The sequence below is a fragment of the Bacteroides caecimuris genome (genome assembly GCF_001688725.2).
Lineage (GTDB): Bacteria > Bacteroidota > Bacteroidia > Bacteroidales > Bacteroidaceae > Bacteroides > Bacteroides caecimuris.
In genome coordinates this window covers 1,311,126-1,328,404 of sequence record NZ_CP015401.2, presented here as the reverse complement: position 1 = coordinate 1,328,404, position 17,279 = coordinate 1,311,126, and the positions used below count along the sequence as shown (strand labels likewise).

12 protein-coding genes, 1 tRNA gene and 1 pseudogene are annotated in these 17,279 nt (G+C 43.6%); 11 read left to right on the top strand and 3 right to left on the bottom strand.

Annotated elements, in window-relative coordinates; genetic code table 11:
* Positions 1 to 617: 617 nt before the first annotated feature.
* Together A4V03_RS05555 and A4V03_RS05550 are read right to left on the bottom strand one after the other, a co-directional pair.
* Positions 618 to 1,148 (bottom strand): ORF6N domain-containing protein, encoded by a 531-nt coding sequence (locus A4V03_RS05555; protein ID WP_065538235.1) that lies wholly within the window; start codon positions 1,146 to 1,148, stop codon positions 618 to 620.
* Positions 1,149 to 1,232: 84 nt separating this feature from the next.
* Positions 1,233 to 2,468, bottom strand: a complete 1,236-nt coding sequence (locus A4V03_RS05550; RefSeq protein ID WP_065538234.1) for a site-specific integrase — start codon at positions 2,466 to 2,468, stop codon at positions 1,233 to 1,235.
* Positions 2,469 to 2,911: 443 nt separating this feature from the next.
* On the opposite strand from A4V03_RS05550, the gene A4V03_RS05545 reads away from it, so the two are divergent.
* From A4V03_RS05545 to A4V03_RS05505, 8 genes are all read left to right on the top strand, one after another.
* Positions 2,912 to 4,195, top strand: coding sequence for a site-specific integrase (locus A4V03_RS05545; RefSeq protein ID WP_065540305.1), 1,284 nt, complete (start codon positions 2,912 to 2,914; stop codon positions 4,193 to 4,195).
* A 65-nt stretch (positions 4,196 to 4,260) separates the two neighbouring features.
* On the top strand, positions 4,261 to 5,550 hold the full coding sequence (locus A4V03_RS05540; protein WP_065538233.1) for a PDDEXK nuclease domain-containing protein: 1,290 nt from the start codon (positions 4,261 to 4,263) through the stop codon (positions 5,548 to 5,550).
* Positions 5,551 to 5,561: 11 nt separating this feature from the next.
* A complete protein-coding gene (locus A4V03_RS05535) occupies positions 5,562 to 6,587 on the top strand; it encodes a hypothetical protein (protein ID WP_065538232.1) in 1,026 nt (341 codons plus the stop codon).
* Positions 6,588 to 6,810: 223 nt separating this feature from the next.
* Positions 6,811 to 7,119: a DUF3853 family protein gene (locus A4V03_RS05530; RefSeq protein WP_071807639.1), complete on the top strand. Its 309-nt coding sequence runs from the start codon at positions 6,811 to 6,813 to the stop codon at positions 7,117 to 7,119.
* Between the two features lie 14 nt (positions 7,120 to 7,133).
* A complete protein-coding gene (locus A4V03_RS05525) occupies positions 7,134 to 8,210 on the top strand; it encodes an AAA family ATPase (RefSeq protein ID WP_065540303.1) in 1,077 nt (358 codons plus the stop codon).
* Between the two features lie 212 nt (positions 8,211 to 8,422).
* Complete coding sequence (locus A4V03_RS05520; protein ID WP_065538231.1) at positions 8,423 to 9,379, top strand: toprim domain-containing protein; 957 nt, start codon at positions 8,423 to 8,425, stop codon at positions 9,377 to 9,379.
* Between the two features lie 210 nt (positions 9,380 to 9,589).
* Positions 9,590 to 10,993 carry a GumC domain-containing protein gene (locus A4V03_RS05515; protein WP_065538230.1) on the top strand — a complete coding sequence of 468 codons (1,404 nt, stop codon included), beginning with the start codon at positions 9,590 to 9,592 and terminating at the stop codon, positions 10,991 to 10,993.
* A gap of 414 nt (positions 10,994 to 11,407) precedes the next feature.
* On the top strand, positions 11,408 to 12,547 hold the full coding sequence (locus tag A4V03_RS05505) for a DNA alkylation repair protein (protein ID WP_065538229.1): 1,140 nt from the start codon (positions 11,408 to 11,410) through the stop codon (positions 12,545 to 12,547).
* A gap of 200 nt (positions 12,548 to 12,747) precedes the next feature.
* Here the strand turns inward: A4V03_RS05505 and A4V03_RS05500 are convergent.
* Positions 12,748 to 12,832 (bottom strand) — tRNA-Ser (locus A4V03_RS05500).
* Between the two features lie 133 nt (positions 12,833 to 12,965).
* Between A4V03_RS05500 and A4V03_RS05495 the strand changes: the two genes are divergently transcribed.
* The 3 genes and pseudogenes from A4V03_RS05495 to A4V03_RS05490 all read left to right on the top strand — a co-directional run bounded on the left by A4V03_RS05495 (position 12,966) and on the right by A4V03_RS05490 (position 16,831).
* Complete coding sequence (locus A4V03_RS05495; protein ID WP_065538228.1) at positions 12,966 to 15,467, top strand: endonuclease MutS2; 2,502 nt, start codon at positions 12,966 to 12,968, stop codon at positions 15,465 to 15,467.
* A 25-nt stretch (positions 15,468 to 15,492) separates the two neighbouring features.
* Positions 15,493 to 15,603 (top strand): annotated as a pseudogene (locus A4V03_RS20650) (CorA family divalent cation transporter); the annotation flags it as partial.
* 19 nt (positions 15,604 to 15,622) lie between these two features.
* Positions 15,623 to 16,831 carry an L-serine ammonia-lyase gene (locus A4V03_RS05490; RefSeq protein WP_065540302.1) on the top strand — a complete coding sequence of 403 codons (1,209 nt, stop codon included), beginning with the start codon at positions 15,623 to 15,625 and terminating at the stop codon, positions 16,829 to 16,831.
* Positions 16,832 to 17,279: the final 448 nt, after the last annotated feature.

Sequence of the window (17,279 nt, the reverse complement as noted above, 5' to 3'; positions counted from 1 at the left end):
TTTTTGATTTTATGCGGATTCGAGAGGTGAGGGAGTTGAAGTTTCACTGAACTTTTTTCCTGTTTCCCGTAAATCCGACTTTTTTTTTATGCGTCTTCCGGTCGGGTCGGTCGTTTTCGTTTCACATAGGCTCAAAAGGGTAGTGTTTAGAGTTTGCAAGGTTTTGGACAAAAAATACCTCGCAAGGCAGGGAAGATTTTTTCGCCAAACCGGAACGGCTCGACCTTGCAAAATCGTGAAGAACACGTAACTACCTTTGCCTATTGAAATGATAAAAACGACTGTCCCGGCTGGGGGACTGCATAATGAGGAAGATTTACAGATAGGGAAACAGGGGAAAAGTGCTTGTTCCCTTTCATCCTTTAGGGAACACTCCATGCGGGCGGGAAAGGCAAGGGTATGGCAAGTTCATCTTGCGGTACGCTTGTGCGGGTTTCCAACGGCTCTTTTCACGAAATACAGTCAGCCATGCCACGCACGGCTGGCGTTTCGGGGAATGTGCCAGTTGGAAAAGGATATAAAAAATGCGGGTAGTCGGTGGACTGCCCGCAAGGTGGAAGAATGTACAATACTGGGATATAGTTTGTTAGGCGGAATTTCGTTACCGAAATCGTTACCTATTCGTTTTTGTCACGGTTATAGGTAACGAAACCTACCGGACGGCGTTCTTTCTGTTGTTTCGACTGGCTCAAAAGCTGGGTAAGGGCTTGGTACAGTTCGTTGAACTGCGCATCGGTGCTTACCTCCAGTTCCTCGATGCGCTTTAACAGTTCCTCGTAATCGATTGCCATTTGGCGCATGAGGACAAAAGCCCGCATGATTGAAATGTTTACTTCTATGGCTACTTTGGAGCGGAGAACCGAAGAAAGCATGGCTACGCCCTGTTCGGTGAAAGCCATAGGCATAGCAACGCCGAAGTTGTAAGCTGGGGGTATCACATTTTGTGACACCCCTATGGATAACAGCAAGTTAGCTTCCTCTTGGGTGAGAACAAACATAAAATCACTTGGAAAACGCTCGATATTGCGCTTGACCGCCTGCTTCAAGGCTCGTGTTTCCACTTGGTAGAGTTCTGCCAAATGATAATCGAGCATCACCCGGCAACCTCTGACTTCAAAAATCTTGTTTTGGATAATCTGTAAATCCATAATCGTATATTTTAGGGAATTAAGTAATGTTGGAATAATAGTGAGGACTGGTCACAAATTGTGACCAGTTCCCAATAATCAAGATTACATGGCGACTTCCTTGTAAATTTTCTCGATGCCGACAAACTTCTTGTCAAGCCCCTGCATATCGCTGCCTATCTTGCTGTTAGTGATGCGGGCATAAATTTGTGTCGTTTCGATATTGGTGTGTCCCAGCATCTTGGAAACCGTTTCAATGGGTACGCCCTTTGATAGTGTGGTAGTCGTTGCGAACGTGTGACGGGCAAGGTGGAATGTCAGGTTCTTTTTAATTCCGCATACATCGGCAATCTCTTTCAAGTAGGCATTTAGCTTCTGATTGCTGATTATGGGAAGTATCTTGCCATTCGGTAACTTGCCCTTGTACTTCTTCAAAATCATCTTGGGAATATCCAACAGGGGAACATTAACGTCCGTATTCGTCTTTTGCCGCTTTGTCATTATCCAAAGGTTGCCGTCAAAGGATTTGCGGATATTATCTTGCGTAAGCCCGGCTACATCTATATAGGCAAGCCCGGTGAAGCAGGCAAAGATGAACAAGTCCCTGACGTGTTCCAGCCGTTCGGAAACCATTTTCTTTTTAAGGATGATTGTTATCTCGTCCTCTGTCAGATAACCTCTGTCCACTTTTTCCAGCCGGATTTTATAATTGGCGAACGGGTCGTTCACCAGTATGCCGTTGTTGCGGGCAATGATGATAATGCGCTTGAAGAACTGCATGAACTTGGCGGTGGTGTTGTAACCGCACTTGCAGGCGGTACGCAAGTATAACTCAAAATCGGTAATGAACATCGGGGTAATCTCCTTAATGGATATGTCCGATACGTTGTACTTGCTTTGAATGAACTCGGCAAGGTGGCGGCGGGTGACTTCATACTTACGGTAGGTCGCTATCGTCTTGGATATGCCGACCAACTGCTTTACATCGTCATTGTGCTTTTGGAACAGGGTAAGGATTGTTTCGTGGCTCTCACTATGACCTAAAAACTCGTTCTTCACTTTCTCGGCGGTCACGTAGTTGTCACGCCGCTGCATTTCGTGGTAAATGGTATTCAGTGATGCGTTTATATCATCCAGCATACGGTTTATGCGGCTGGCTTCCGAAGTACGTCCGGTAGCCTTGCCCATTTTACCGTCCCAAATAGAGGGCAGCACGTCCAGTTTAGTGTTAAAACGGCTCGCCACGCCGTCCACTGTAATACGGGCGAAAAGGGGGTACGCACCGTTGGCTTTCTGCTTGTCTTTCTTTGCGTAAAAGCAAATGTTGAATGTCGATTTCATAACTCACTTTTTAAGTTGCAAAACTATTGTAATTCTCTAAAAATGAGTTCTATGCAGGCAAGCCAAATAGCGACAGGACTTCGCCAATTTCGGACAATCTGTACCCCCTTTCCGTTTTTGTTTGTCGGGGGTACGAGTTAGGTTACGAACTTTGTCTTTTAGGGGCGAAAAGGTGTACTTTAAGGCAGACACAAGGGGATAAAAAAGTCCCACAAATCATTGAATTTGTGGGACTTGTCTGCTTACTGTCCGGTATTGTCCGGTTTGTTCAGCGGAGAGAGAGGCTCCAGAACCTATGCTTTCAGAAAATATCATAAAATTGCAAATCACTGATAATCATATATTATATACAATGCAAAGTAAATCTAAATCTTTCTAAATGCCTTTTGCTATTTCAATTTTTGGGTGTATATTTGGGTGTAGAATTTCAAACGCACCCAATTATGAATATCAAACGTAACATCATTTTTGCATTGGAGAGCCGGAAGAAGAACGGTGTGCCAATCGTAGAGAACGTGCCTATCCGTATGCGTGTCATATACGCAAGCCAACGCATCGAGTTTACAACAGGCTACCGGATTGACGTAGCCAAATGGGATGCCGACAAACAACGGGTAAAGAACGGATGCACCAACAAGCTGAAACAAAGCGCATCCGAAATCAATGCAGACTTGCTGAAATACTATGCCGAAATGCAAAACGTGTTCAAGGAGTTTGAGGTGCAGGAAACCATACCCACCACCCAACAGCTAAAGGATGCGTTCAATCTGCGGATGAAAGACAGCAGTGAAGAACAACAGGAAGAAGCACAGATTAGTTTTTGGGAAGTGTTTGATGAGTTTGTAAAAGAGTGTGGCAACCAGAATAATTGGACGGCATCCACATACGAGAAATTTGCAGCGGTAAGAAATCACCTCAAAGAGTTCAAGGAGGATGTAACCTTTGAATACTTCAACGAATTCGGGCTAAATGAGTATGTCAATTTCTTGCGTGACAAAAAGGACATGAGAAACAGCACCATCGGTAAACAAATGGGATTTCTCAAATGGTTCCTGCGTTGGAGCTTCAAAAAAGGGCATCATCAGAACATTGCATACGACGCATTCAAGCCCAAATTGAAAACAACCCCTAAAAAGGTAATATTCCTGACATGGGATGAACTGAACAAGCTGAAAGATTATCAAATACCGCATGACAAGCAGTATTTGGAACGTGTCAGGGATGTCTTTCTGTTCTGTTGCTTCACGAGCTTACGATATTCGGATGTCCGTAACTTGAAAAGAAGTGATATTAAGCCCGACCACATTGAAGTCACCACAGTCAAGACTGCGGATAGCCTGATAATCGAACTGAACGACCACAGCAAAGCCATTCTTGAAAAATACAAGGATGTTCATTTCGAGAACCACATGGCATTGCCCGTCATCAGTAATCAGAAGATGAACGATTATCTGAAAGAACTGGGTGAACTGGCGGAAATCAACGAGCCTGTACGGGAAACCTACTACAAGGGAAATGAGCGCATAGATGAAGTCACACCCAAATACGCATTGTTAAGTACCCATGCCGGAAGAAAGACTTTCATCTGTAATGCGTTGGCACTCGGAATTCCGGCACCGGTGGTTATGAAATGGACTGGACACAGTGATTACAAAGCCATGAAACCCTATATTGACATAGCGGATGACATCAGGGCAAACGCCATGAACAAGTTTAATCAACTATAAAAGTATCAATTAGTTTCATGGATTACCACCATTGAAGTATATTTGTATTCTGAAAATATCATAAGATGAACAACAACGGACATAACATAGAAAAGACGAACTTTGACGCATTTATAAATGCTGTCGGTTCAGAAATACAACAGGCGCAAGTACGGCTGATTACCGCAGCCAATGCGCAAATGTTGTTCCACTACTGGAAAATGGGCAACTATATTCTCTATCATCAGCAACTGCACGGATGGGGAAGCAAAACCATCAAACAGTTGGCAAAGGCTATCCGGCTGAATTTCCCTGAAAAGAAAGGCTATTCGGAACGCAACCTTACCTATATGTGTCAGTTTGCAAAGGCGTATCCTTTAAGGACATTACAGAATTTCATTGAAACGGACGCAAAGCTGATAGCTCCAAGCGTGGAAAAAATTGCAGACGAAGTACGCTACTTAAACGATGTGCAATTTACGCAAGAGCCTCTTGCGCAAATTCAATCCGTTGATAACAAAGAAATTATAATCACGCAAGAACCTCTTGCACAAATTCATAATGTTGCCAAAACCGTATCCGACATTTACCGTATGGAAATTAAGGATATAGAAAACATATTTATGGCATCACCTGTTGCAAGAACCAATTGGGCAAGCCATGTGATTATGCTTAACAGTTCGCTTCCATTGGGTGTAAGCTATTGGTACATGAAACAGTCCGTGGAAATGGGCTGGAGCAGCAATGTTCTTAAAATACAAATTGAAACCAATCTGTATAGCAGACAAATCAGCAACAACAAGATTAACAATTTCACAGCCACGCTTCCTGCACCGCAAAGCGACCTTGCCAATTACCTTCTAAAAGACCCATACATCTTTGACTTGGCTGGAACTAAGGAAAAGGCGGACGAAAGGGACATAGAAGAACAACTGGTTAAGCACGTCACACGTTACTTGCTGGAAATGGGAAATGGCTTTGCTTTCGTTGCCCGACAGAAGCATTTTCAAATTGGTAACAGCGATTTCTATGCAGACTTGATTCTGTATTCCATTCCCTTACACGCATACATTGTAGTAGAATTAAAGGCTACCCCATTCAAACCGGAGTATGCGGGACAACTGAACTTCTACATCAATGTAGTGGATGATAAACTGAGGGGAGAGCATGACAACAAGACTATCGGGTTGTTGCTGTGCAAGGGGAAAGACGAAGTTGTAGCGCAATACGCATTGACAGGCTACGACCAGCCGATAGGCATCAGCGATTACCAGTTGAGCAAGGCTATACCTGAAAACTTAAAATCGGCTCTGCCAAGTATAGAGGAAGTGGAGGAAGAACTGACTTCCTTTCTTGATAAAGATAAGAACCCGTAAACTAAGCGTATATGGCAGGAGAAATACAGATTATGATTCCCAAATATGGTGAACTCAACCGGATATACAGCGACTTTATAATCAGCCATACTTTCTCTTTTGACAGGCAGAAATTCATCACGGACTTCTACAAGCAATACAATGACACAAAAGCTTTCGAAGCCGCCATCCTTGAACTGGTGCTTGACAAACCGAAGGAACAATATACTCTAGTTCTCAACAGCCTGAGAACCGAAATAGAGAAAAACATACTGATTTACGAAAAACATCCATTGTTTGATAACGAGGTAATTTCTCGTGTATGCTACAACTTCGCAGGCAGATATGACGCTGATATAAAGGCACAATTGGAGGTTACACAAAAATTAAGCAAGCCTTTGAATGAAGCATACAACAGGTATGATTCCATTGGCTACAGGGTACATACGGCAGCAGAAGAAAAGCAAGCCGAAAAGGAGTATGAACGCTGCAAGGCTGAATATGAGAAGGAAAAAGAAGAACTGGACAGGCTTTATGAATTGGAAAGGCAGGCAAGAAAGGAATCTCTCCAATATATTGAGAACTGTTGCGGAGATATTTATAAATTGAGTTTCCATTTTATGGAAATATTAGCAAAATATATTCCCGTAGCAAAAGACAAGCCGGATGAAACGAGCAAGCAAGAGAAACAGCAGGATGCGCCAAAGGAGCAACCCGAATATTTCGATGCAGAATTACTTTCGCTTATTCATAAAGTCTGTGTGGGGGAACAGTTTGAAGATATTACAACACACGACTTCTATGCCAACATGAACCTATCCTCCTGTGAAAAGGGATTAAAAATCAAGGCAAGGGAAAAGATACGGGTGTGTTACCTGATATTCCTGATGAGTGAAAGACTGCCCAAACAAGACAGGGATAAATGGAAGAATACAATCCTGAAACAGTTGGATATTGACGAGAACTACTACAAGTCAAAGTACAAGGAACCGGTGTCGGATTTTCCAAGTGACAGTAACCAGAAGTTCGCCAAAGAAATGGACGCAATATTCCGATAATCCGTAATATGTCCTGACATTTTACGAAATTACCACTTTTACCACTCAAATTAATTTTTGAGTGGTATTTTTATTATCTGATATTCAGAGAAATAACAGGATATTCCATTTACACCAACCACATCCTTACCACTCACGCCCCTACCTAATTTTGCATCGTTCGAGAACAGAGATAACAGCCAGTGCGCAGGGCTGATTGTTTAACGGCTAAATAGATTGAACGATGACAAATCTTCAAGAGTTATTATTAAAACCCGTCTGGCAGATGACAGGCGAAGAGTTCATATTCCTGAGCAAACACGCTTCCCATCAAGTGGAAGTGCAACCACGACCCGTTACGGACACAGAAAGAAAGTATGTGTACGGAATACTGGGCATAGCCAAACTATTTGGGTGCAGCCTGCCAACCGCCAACCGCATCAAGAAAAGCGGAAAGATTGACAAAGCCATCACCCAGATAGGACGCAAGATTATCGTGGATGTGGAGCTTGCCCTTGAACTGGCAGGAAAGAAAACCGGAGGACGGAAATAACGGGAGGAATGGCTATGGACTATATGAAAGAGTTTAAGGACATATCGGCAGAAGAAGCCGTAATCCTTTGGCAAGCCTCACGTTTGAGTCTGTCGAAAAGTTATGAGAAAGCACCTGAAATCCTCAAAGTGCATGGTTCTGTCATTGGGACATTGGGCAATTTCAGTGCATCCATCGGCAAAGCCAAAAGTAAAAAGACATTCAATGTTTCGGCTATCGTAGCCGCCGCATTGAAGAATGGCACAGTGTTGCGGTATGTAGCGGAACTCTCCGACGGGAAGCGGAAAGTGCTTTATGTTGATACGGAGCAAAGTCCTTATCATTGTCTGAAAGTCATGAAACGTATTTTACGGATGGCAGGCTTGCCTGATGACAGGGATAATGAGAACCTTGAGTTTCTCGCCTTGAGAAAATACACACCTGAGCAGCGTATAAAGATTGTCGAACAGGCTATCTATAATACGCCCGACATTGGTCTTGTAATCATAGATGGTATCCGTGACATGGTATATGATATCAACAGTTCCGGCGAATCCACACGCATCATATCCAAACTGATGCAGTGGACGGACGACAGGCAGATACATATCCATACGATACTGCATCAGAACAAAGGGGATGAGAATGCGAGAGGGCATATCGGCACGGAGTTAAACAATAAGGCGGAAACCGTATTGCTGGTGGAAAAGGACAAGAGTAACGGGGATATAAGCAGTGTTTCAGCCATGCACATCCGGGCAATGGATTTCGAGCCTTTTGCCTTTCGCATCAACGACAGTGCCTTGCCCGAACTCATAGAGGGTTACAAAACAGAAAGCAGGAAACCGGGAAGACCCGAGGAAGAAAAGTTCGACCCTTACAGGCACATCACCGAACAACAGCACCGCATCGCACTGGAAGCGGTTTTCGGACTGAAAGAGGAATATGGCTACAAGGAGCTGGAAGATGCCTTAATCAAAAGCTATACGTCAATAGGTGTAAAGCTGAACCATCAAAAGGCGGTACCGCTCATCACCATGCTTCGCAACAAGCGGATGATAGTGCAGGAGAACGGCAGAAAATACACATTCATGCCCGACTTCCACTATTAGCCTGTTGCTTGTAATCGCTTCACTTTATTCTGTGGGTCTATATATTAAGGATAAAGCGAAGTGATGCAAGGAATGGATAAACCGCTTCACTTTATTGCCGTACTCTATATATACGACAATTTAGTGAAGTGGTTATATAGACCGTACTTCTTAAAATGGTACGGGCGAAAAGAAAAATAAATCAATTCACCAACTACTAAAACAATCATTTTATGGATATACAGACAACCAAGCAAATCAGGATAGCAGATTATCTTCACAGTTTGGGATATTCTCCCGTCAAACAACAGGGTATCAACCTATGGTATAAATCACCGCTAAGGGAAGAAACGGAAGCCTCGTTCAAAGTGAATACAGAACGTAACCAATGGTATGATTTTGCACTCGGCAAAGGTGGCGGCATCATCGAACTGGCACAGGAGCTTTATTGTTCCACCTGCATTTCCTACATCTTACAGAAAATTGAGGAACAGACACCACACATCCGCCCAGTGTCTTTCTCTTTTGGCAAGCAATCATTTTCCGAGCCAAGTTTCCAGCAACTGGAGATTGTACCGCTCTCTTCTCCTGCCCTGCTCTCCTATTTGCAGGAAAGGGGAATAAATACGGAACTGGCAAAAAGAGAATGCAGAGAAGCTCATTTCACCAACAACGGCAGGCGGTATTTCGCCATTGCCTTTCCTAATGTATCGGGCGGCTATGAGATTCGCAACCGCTATTTCAAAGGCTGTATAGCCCCTAAGGAAATCTCCCATATCAGACAGTCGGGAAAAGCGAGGGAAACGTGTTATGTGTTCGAGGGATTCATGGACTACCTCTCCTTTCTGACATTGAGACAGGAGAGCTGCCCGAATTATCCGGAGTTGGACGGACAGGACTACATTGTGCTGAACTCCGTATCGAATGTAAGCAAGGCTCTCTATCCTTTGGGTAGCTACGAGCGCATCCATTGTTTCTTTGACAATGACCGTGCAGGGATGGAAGCACTCCGGCAAATCCGTATGGAATACGGCAGGGATTTATACATCCGTGACGCTTCGCAGACCTACAGCGAATGCAAGGACTTGAACGAATACCTACAGAAACAGGCTGAAAGAAAAGGGCAAATCCAATCCGTAAAAGAGACGCACACCCAGCCACCGAAAAAGAAGAACGGCTTTCGGTTATAGCCCACTATAACTACACGCTCCGCTTTCGTAGTTGTGGGCTCTCCCGAGGGGATTAGGACTTTGCCCTAATGACCCACTCAGGGCGTTTCACCCCTGAGAACCCCGAGCAAAGAGTGACCCTCTCTTTGCAATCTCCGCTTATGGGTTACCCCTAAGAACCCCGTTACGGAAGCGGACAAAGTAATCTAATGTAAACAAAAAAAAGAAGCTATGGCAACAAAATCAAGCATACACATAAAGCCTTGCAACATCGCATCGAGTGAGGCGCATAACCGAAGGACTGCCGAGTATATACGAAACATCGGGATGTCCAAAATCTATGTTGTGTCCGAACTTTCTGCCGACAACGAACAATGGATAAACCCGAACTTCGGCACTCTCGAACTGCAAACGCACTACGACAATATCAAACGGATGGTCAAGGAAAAGACCGGACGTGCCATGCAGGAAAAAGAGCGGGAACGCAAAGGAAAGAATGGTAAAATAATCAAGGTGGCAGGATGTTCCCCCATACGTGAGGGAGTATTGCTCATCAGACCTGACACCACACTGGCAGATGTGCATAAATTTGGCGAGGAGTGCCAAAGACGCTGGGGCATCACGCCACTCCAAATATTCCTGCATAAGGATGAGGGGCATTGGCTGGGTGGAAAGCCTGACACAGAAGACAAGGAGAGTTTCCAAGTGGGTGGAAAATGGTTCAAGCCGAATTATCATGCCCATATTGTTTTTGACTGGATGAACCACGATACAGGAAAGAGCCGCAAACTCAATGACGAGGATATGGCAGCAATGCAGACTTTGGCATCAGACATTCTAATGATGGAACGTGGGCAATCAAAAAATGTTACTGGCAAAGAACATTTGGAACGAAACGATTTCATCATTGAGAAACAGAAAGCCGAACTGCAACGCATAGAAGCCATAAAGCGGCATAAGGAACAGCAGGTAAACCTTGCAGAACAGGAACTCAGACAGGTAAAATCGGAGATACGCACGGACAAGCTCAAAAGCGTGGCTACCGATGCTGCCACTGTCATAGCAAGCGGAGTGGGTTCTCTTTTCGGCAGCGGGAAAATGAAGAAACTGGAGCAATCCAATGACGAATTGCGTCAGGAAATTGCCAAACGGGACAAGGGCATTGATGACTTGAAAGCCCAAATGCAACGTATGCAGGAACAGCACGGCAAGCAGATACGCAATCTTCAAGGAATACACAATCAGGAACTTGAAGCCAAAGACAAGGAAATATCACGGCTGAATACCTTGCTTGAAAAGGCTTTCAAGTGGTTTCCGATGCTCAGGGAGATGTTGAGAATGGAAAAATTGTGTGCTGCCATCGGCTTCACCAAAGAAATGATAGAGAGCCTCCTGACCAAGAAAGAGGCTATCAGGTGCAATGGCAGGATTTATTCCGAAGAACACAGACGGAAGTTTGACATCAAGAATGATATTTTCAAGGTGGAAAAGAATCCAACCGATGATAGCAAACTGATACTGACCATAAACAAGCAGTCGATAGACGAATGGTTCAAAGAACAGTGGAATAAATTACGGCAAAGTTTACGACAGTCAGCGGAAGAGCCAAGAAAAAATAGAGGATTCAAGCTATAATTCCGCTCTATATAATCCAAAACATCAATAAAATAACTAATTTTGCATTCGGATAGGGGCAACTCTTTCCAAGAAATAAGAAAATAAGAAGCGTTATGCTCTCTTGTAAGTCGAGAACGTAGGAAATTCACCAGTGTACTGGGATTGCATAGTGGTTCTCACGCATACAGCATGGGCTGCTACCTCTACATCTGTACACAAGGTTTCCTACGACTTTCGACTTCGAGTGTTGCATCAGTAGTTTGTGCTTCTGCATTTATAAATCGCTCCATCGTGCTATGGAGCATTGTATTATTTTGTAGATGAAGAATATCGAAGCAGATAAAGAACTCATAGCGGCATCGGAATCAAGGATATAAAGGACTATGAAATTGAAATCAACATCGAAAATGGTATAGTAGTAAGATAAAAGTAATGGCAGAATCTTTTAAAAATATGTTTGATAAGCCATTCTTTGGAAGGTTTGTCAACGACTTGTCTCTTGTTCTCCAGAACATGAGTGTAGACAAGTTTGTAACTTTAGTTATGGATGAAGAATGGGAGAACAGAGGTTATAAGCAGCGGATTGCACACATAACTACTGTTCTGCACAAGTTTATGCCAACCGAGTATAAAGAAGCTGTTGCGAAAATCTTTAAATTATTAGACTGTGTAAAAGTTAGACTGCTCGATTTTTCAAAGATAGACGATAAAAATTTCAATTTGCTGACATTAGAATATGGGGTTATTTTGGACCATTATGTGGAGCGATATGGAATAGAGGACTATGAGACATCAGTGAAAGCCATTGAGCGAATTACGCAATTCACGACTTGCGAATTTGTGACCCATGCCTTTATTGTGAAATATCAAGATGAAATGATGAAACAGATGTTGGCTTGGTCAAAACATCCGCACTGGGGGGTAAGGAGGCTTGCATCGGAAGGGTGCAGACCTCGTCTGCCGTGGGCGATGTCATTGCCTAAATTAAAAGAAAATCCAGCTCCCATCATTCCGATTATGGAAAATCTGAAAAACGATCCATCCAGGTTTGTAAGGTTGAGTGTTGCCAATAACCTGAACGATATTTCAAAGGATAATCCACAAATCGTAATTGCTTTGGCTAAAAAATGGAAAGGGCAATCAGAGAATATTGATTGGGTTATCAAGCATGGATGCCGAACATTGCTTAAGCAGGGGAATCACGAGATATTGAACCTGTTTGGACTGAGTTTGAATGACAATATCAGCATAGGTGACTTTAAGATTCTTACAAAAAGAATAAAAATGGGTGATTCTGTTGAATTTTGTTTTAATCTAAACAATTATAATACGGAAAAACGGACAATAAGATTGGAATACGGAATCTATTATCGGAAAATGAATGGAGAGATGACGAGGAAAGTCTATAAAATCAGTGAGAAGGAATACAAAGGAAACTCCATTACGGAAGTCAATAGGAAACATTCGTTTCGCCCCATAACGACAAGAACTTTTTATCCCGGCATTCATCAGATTGCTGTTATATTCAATGGATGTGAATCGGGAAAATGTGAATTTGAACTTGTTGAATGACAGTTTTTAATAGTTGAGATTAATCCGTAAATTCCCCGTTATATCCAAGAAAAAACAAGTGGTTTGCACGTTAAAAGGGAGGTTTTCCACTTACCTTCCCATACTATCAATCTTAAAGAATACAAAAACACCCAATTTTACATTCTTGGGTGTAAAATTGGGTGTTTGCTTTGCAATTTGCTGATTTTCAGCGTTTATTGCGGAGAGACAGGGATTCGAACCCCGGGTACCTCGCAGTACAACGGTTTTCAAGACCGCCGCAATCGACCACTCTGCCACCTCTCCAAAACTCCTTTATCAGAAGTGCTTTCCGTTGAAAGCGGTGCAAAGATACGAATCATTTTTAAATCTGCAAACATTCTGATAATTTTTTCGCAAAATAATCGTATTTTTGCAGTCCATTAGTAAGAACAAAGATATGATATACCCTCAAAATTTTGAGCAAAAGATAGGATTCGATCAAATCAGGCAGTTACTAAAAGATAAGTGTCTCAGCACTTTAGGCGAAGAAAGAGTCACAGACATGAACTTTTCTGAGCAATATGAAGAAGTAGAGGAAAAATTAAACCAGGTAACAGAGTTTGTTCGCATCATTCAGGAAGAAGATGGATTTCCCGATCAATTTTTCTTTGATGTCCGCCCTTCGCTAAAGCGAGTGCGGATAGAAGGAATGTATCTGGACGAGCAAGAACTATTCGACCTGCGCCGTTCGTTAGAAACCATCCGTGACATTGTACGCTTTCTCCATCGAAATGAAGATGAAGAAGAGAACGACACCCCCTACCCCAGCCTGAAACGATTGGCAGGAGATATAGCCGTTTTCCCACAACTGATAGGAAAAATAGACGGCATCCTTAACAAATATGGAAAAATCAAGGATAATGCTTCCACCGAATTAGCCCGTATACGTCGCGAGCTTGCCAGTACGATGGGAAATATTTCCCGCTCGTTAAACAGCATCTTGCGCAACGCACAATCCGAAGGATACGTAGATAAAGACGTAGCTCCCACCATGCGTGACGGACGTTTGGTAATCCCCGTCGCCCCCGGACTCAAGCGAAAAATCAAAGGTATTGTACACGACGAATCCGCTAGCGGAAAAACCGTGTTTATAGAACCGGCGGAAGTCGTAGAAGCCAACAACCGTATTCGCGAACTCGAAGGCGACGAACGACGCGAAATTATTCGCATCCTTACCGAGTTTTCAAACGTGCTCCGTCCGTCTATCCCGGAAATTCTTCAATCATACGAATTTCTGGCAGAAATAGATTTTATCCGTGCGAAAAGCTATTTCGCCATACAGACCAATAGCCTGAAGCCCGCTGTAGAGAATGAGCAACTACTGGACTGGACAATGGCTGTGCATCCTTTATTACAACTTTCACTTGCCAAACACGGAAAGAAAGTCGTACCGCTGGATATAGAACTGAATCAAAAACAACGTATTCTTATTATATCCGGTCCGAATGCCGGAGGTAAGTCCGTCTGCCTCAAAACAGTCGGTTTACTGCAATATATGTTGCAATGCGGTATGCTCATTCCCTTGCACGAACGCAGTCACACCGGTATATTCAGCAGCATCTTTATCGATATTGGTGATGAGCAATCTATTGAAGACGATTTGAGTACCTACTCTTCTCACCTGACCAATATGAAAATCATGATGAAAAGTTGCAACAAACGGAGCCTTATCCTGATTGACGAGTTCGGTGGAGGTACGGAACCGCAAATTGGAGGTGCTATTGCCGAAGCCGTCCTGAAACGTTTCAACCAGAAAAGAACCTTCGGAGTCATCACCACCCACTACCAGAATCTGAAACATTTTGCCGAAGATCATGAAGGAGTAGTGAACGGAGCCATGCTTTACGACCGCCATCTCATGCAAGCACTTTTCCAACTACAAATCGGAAATCCCGGAAGTTCGTTTGCCGTAGAAATCGCACGAAAAATCGGATTGCCGGAAGATGTCATTGCAGATGCTTCGGAAATCGTAGGAAGCGAATATATCAATGCCGACAAATACCTTCAGGACATCGTGCGCGACAAGCGTTACTGGGAAGGAAAACGTCAAACTATCCGTCAACGGGAAAAGCACATGGAAGAAACCATTGCCCGCTACCAAACGGAAATGGAAGAGTTACAGAAATCAAGGAAAGAGATCATCCGGCAAGCAAAAGAAGAAGCGGAACGGATGCTCCAGGAATCCAATGCACGCATTGAAAATACAATACGCACCATCAAGGAAGCACAAGCTGAAAAGGAAAAGACACGCCAAGCACGTCAGGAGCTGACAGACTTCCGTACTTCTTTAGATGCGCTGGCTTCTAAAGAGCATGAAGAGAAGATTGCGCGGAAAATGGAGAAATTAAAGGAGAAACAAGAACGGAAGAAAAATAAGAAAAACGAACCGAAAGCCGCAGCCTCTTCCCCGTCAAGTGCTCCTAAAATAGTGCCGATTGCAGTAGGTGATAATGTAAAAATCAAAGGACAGACAAGTGTCGGCCAAGTGATGGAAATCAATGGTAAAAATGCGACCGTTGCTTTTGGAAGTATAAAAACGACCGTAAAAACAGACCGTCTGGAACGTACCAATAACGCACCCAAGACGGAAGGAATCGCCAAAAGCACCTTTGTCAGTAGCCAGACACACGATCAGATGTACGAAAAGAAGCTTAGCTTCAAACAAGACATTGACGTACGCGGAATGCGCGGAGACGAAGCTCTGCAAGCAGTCACCTATTTTATTGATGACGCCATATTAGTCGGCATGAACCGTGTACGTATCCTTCACGGCACAGGAACGGGAATACTTCGTACACTAATCCGCCAGTATCTGGCCACCGTACCGGGAGTGAATCACTATGCCGACGAACATGTGCAGTTTGGCGGTGCCGGAATCACAGTAGTCGATTTGGACTAACCTGTAAACAAAACGTCCAAAGAACAAATGGATGCCCGAGCTCGAATGGCAATACGGGTATTTATTTGCTTGGATTGTAATGGCAATTATCGGTATTATTGTATATTTGTACTTCAGAAAAAAGAAATGGTATTAACAAAAACACATCATCAGTCATGAAATCGATTAAAGAGCTATACAGAATAGGCACAGGACCTTCCAGTAGCCACACTATGGGACCACGTAAAGCTGCCGAAATGTTTCTGGAGCGTCATCCGGATGCTGCATCTTTTAAAGTAACCCTTTACGGTAGTTTAGCTGCTACAGGCAAAGGCCACATGACGGATGTGGCCATCATAGACACCTTGCAACCCATTGCCCCGGTAGAAATTGTGTGGCAGCCCAAAGTCTTTCTACCGTTTCATCCGAACGGAATGACATTCGCAGCTCTGGATAGCAACAATAAAGTGCAGGAGAATTGGACTGTTTATAGCATCGGCGGTGGTGCACTGGCAGAAAATAATAACAATCCAACCATCGAAAGCCCCGATGTATATGGTATGGAAAACATGACCGAAATACTCCAATGGTGTGAAGATACCGGAAAAAGTTATTGGGAATATGTAAAAGAATGTGAAGAAGAAGATATATGGGACTACCTGGCTGAAGTATGGACTACCATGAAAGATGCCATCCACCGTGGACTCGAAGCAGAAGGCGTACTACCCGGACCACTAAATCTCCGGCGGAAAGCTTCCACTTATTACATACGTGCTACCGGATACAAACAATCCCTGCAATCCAGAGGACTCGTCTTCTCTTATGCTTTAGCCGTAAGTGAAGAAAATGCTTCCGGTGGTAAAATAGTAACCGCTCCTACTTGTGGTTCCTGCGGAGTCATGCCTGCCGTACTTTATCATCTTCAAAAAAGCCGTGACTTTAGCGATATGCGCATTTTACGTGCGTTAGCCACTGCCGGCCTGTTTGGCAATATCGTCAAATTCAACGCATCCATTTCCGGAGCAGAAGTAGGTTGTCAGGGAGAAGTAGGCGTTGCCTGCGCAATGGCTTCGGCTGCCGCCAATCAATTGTTCGGGGGCAGTCCTGCACAAATTGAGTATGCAGCAGAAATGGGCTTGGAACACCATTTGGGAATGACATGCGACCCGGTATGCGGATTGGTACAAATTCCCTGCATCGAACGAAATGCATACGCCGCCGCACGTGCGCTGGATGCTAATCTTTATTCAGCTTTCACCGATGGCATGCACCGTGTCTCTTTCGATAAAGTAGTGCAAGTGATGCAACAGACCGGACATGACCTACCGTCACTCTATAAAGAAACAAGTGAAGGAGGATTGGCCAAGGATTACAAGCAAATGTAATCATACATCTTGCCCGGCATTTATATCGCACACAAAACAATTATTCCCCTCTCCTATTCTCTTCCTTAAACCAGGGAAGAGACATTCCTTTTTTACTTGTTTAAAAGAGACAATTGATATACATCATCATTCCATTTTCTGCAAAAATACTTTCTTCTTTTCATTAAGAATCTGTCTGCACCTCATTTTTCATCCATTATCTCAAGAAAAAAGAAAGTTTTTTTCAAAAAAAACAATCGTTTTTTTGTAATCGGTTGGTAGATAAGACTTAAAGAGTAGAAAGTTCGGTAGCCGGTAGCGATTTGGTAGCTGTGCGGGTTTCGCTGCATTGCTTCGCTTTGCTCTTGGAACTGATGCAAATATAGGGATTTTGACCGAAAAAGGGAAATGTTTCGGGGGATTTTTTATTTTTCGGGATTACCGGATTACAGGAAAAGCATAAAAGCAG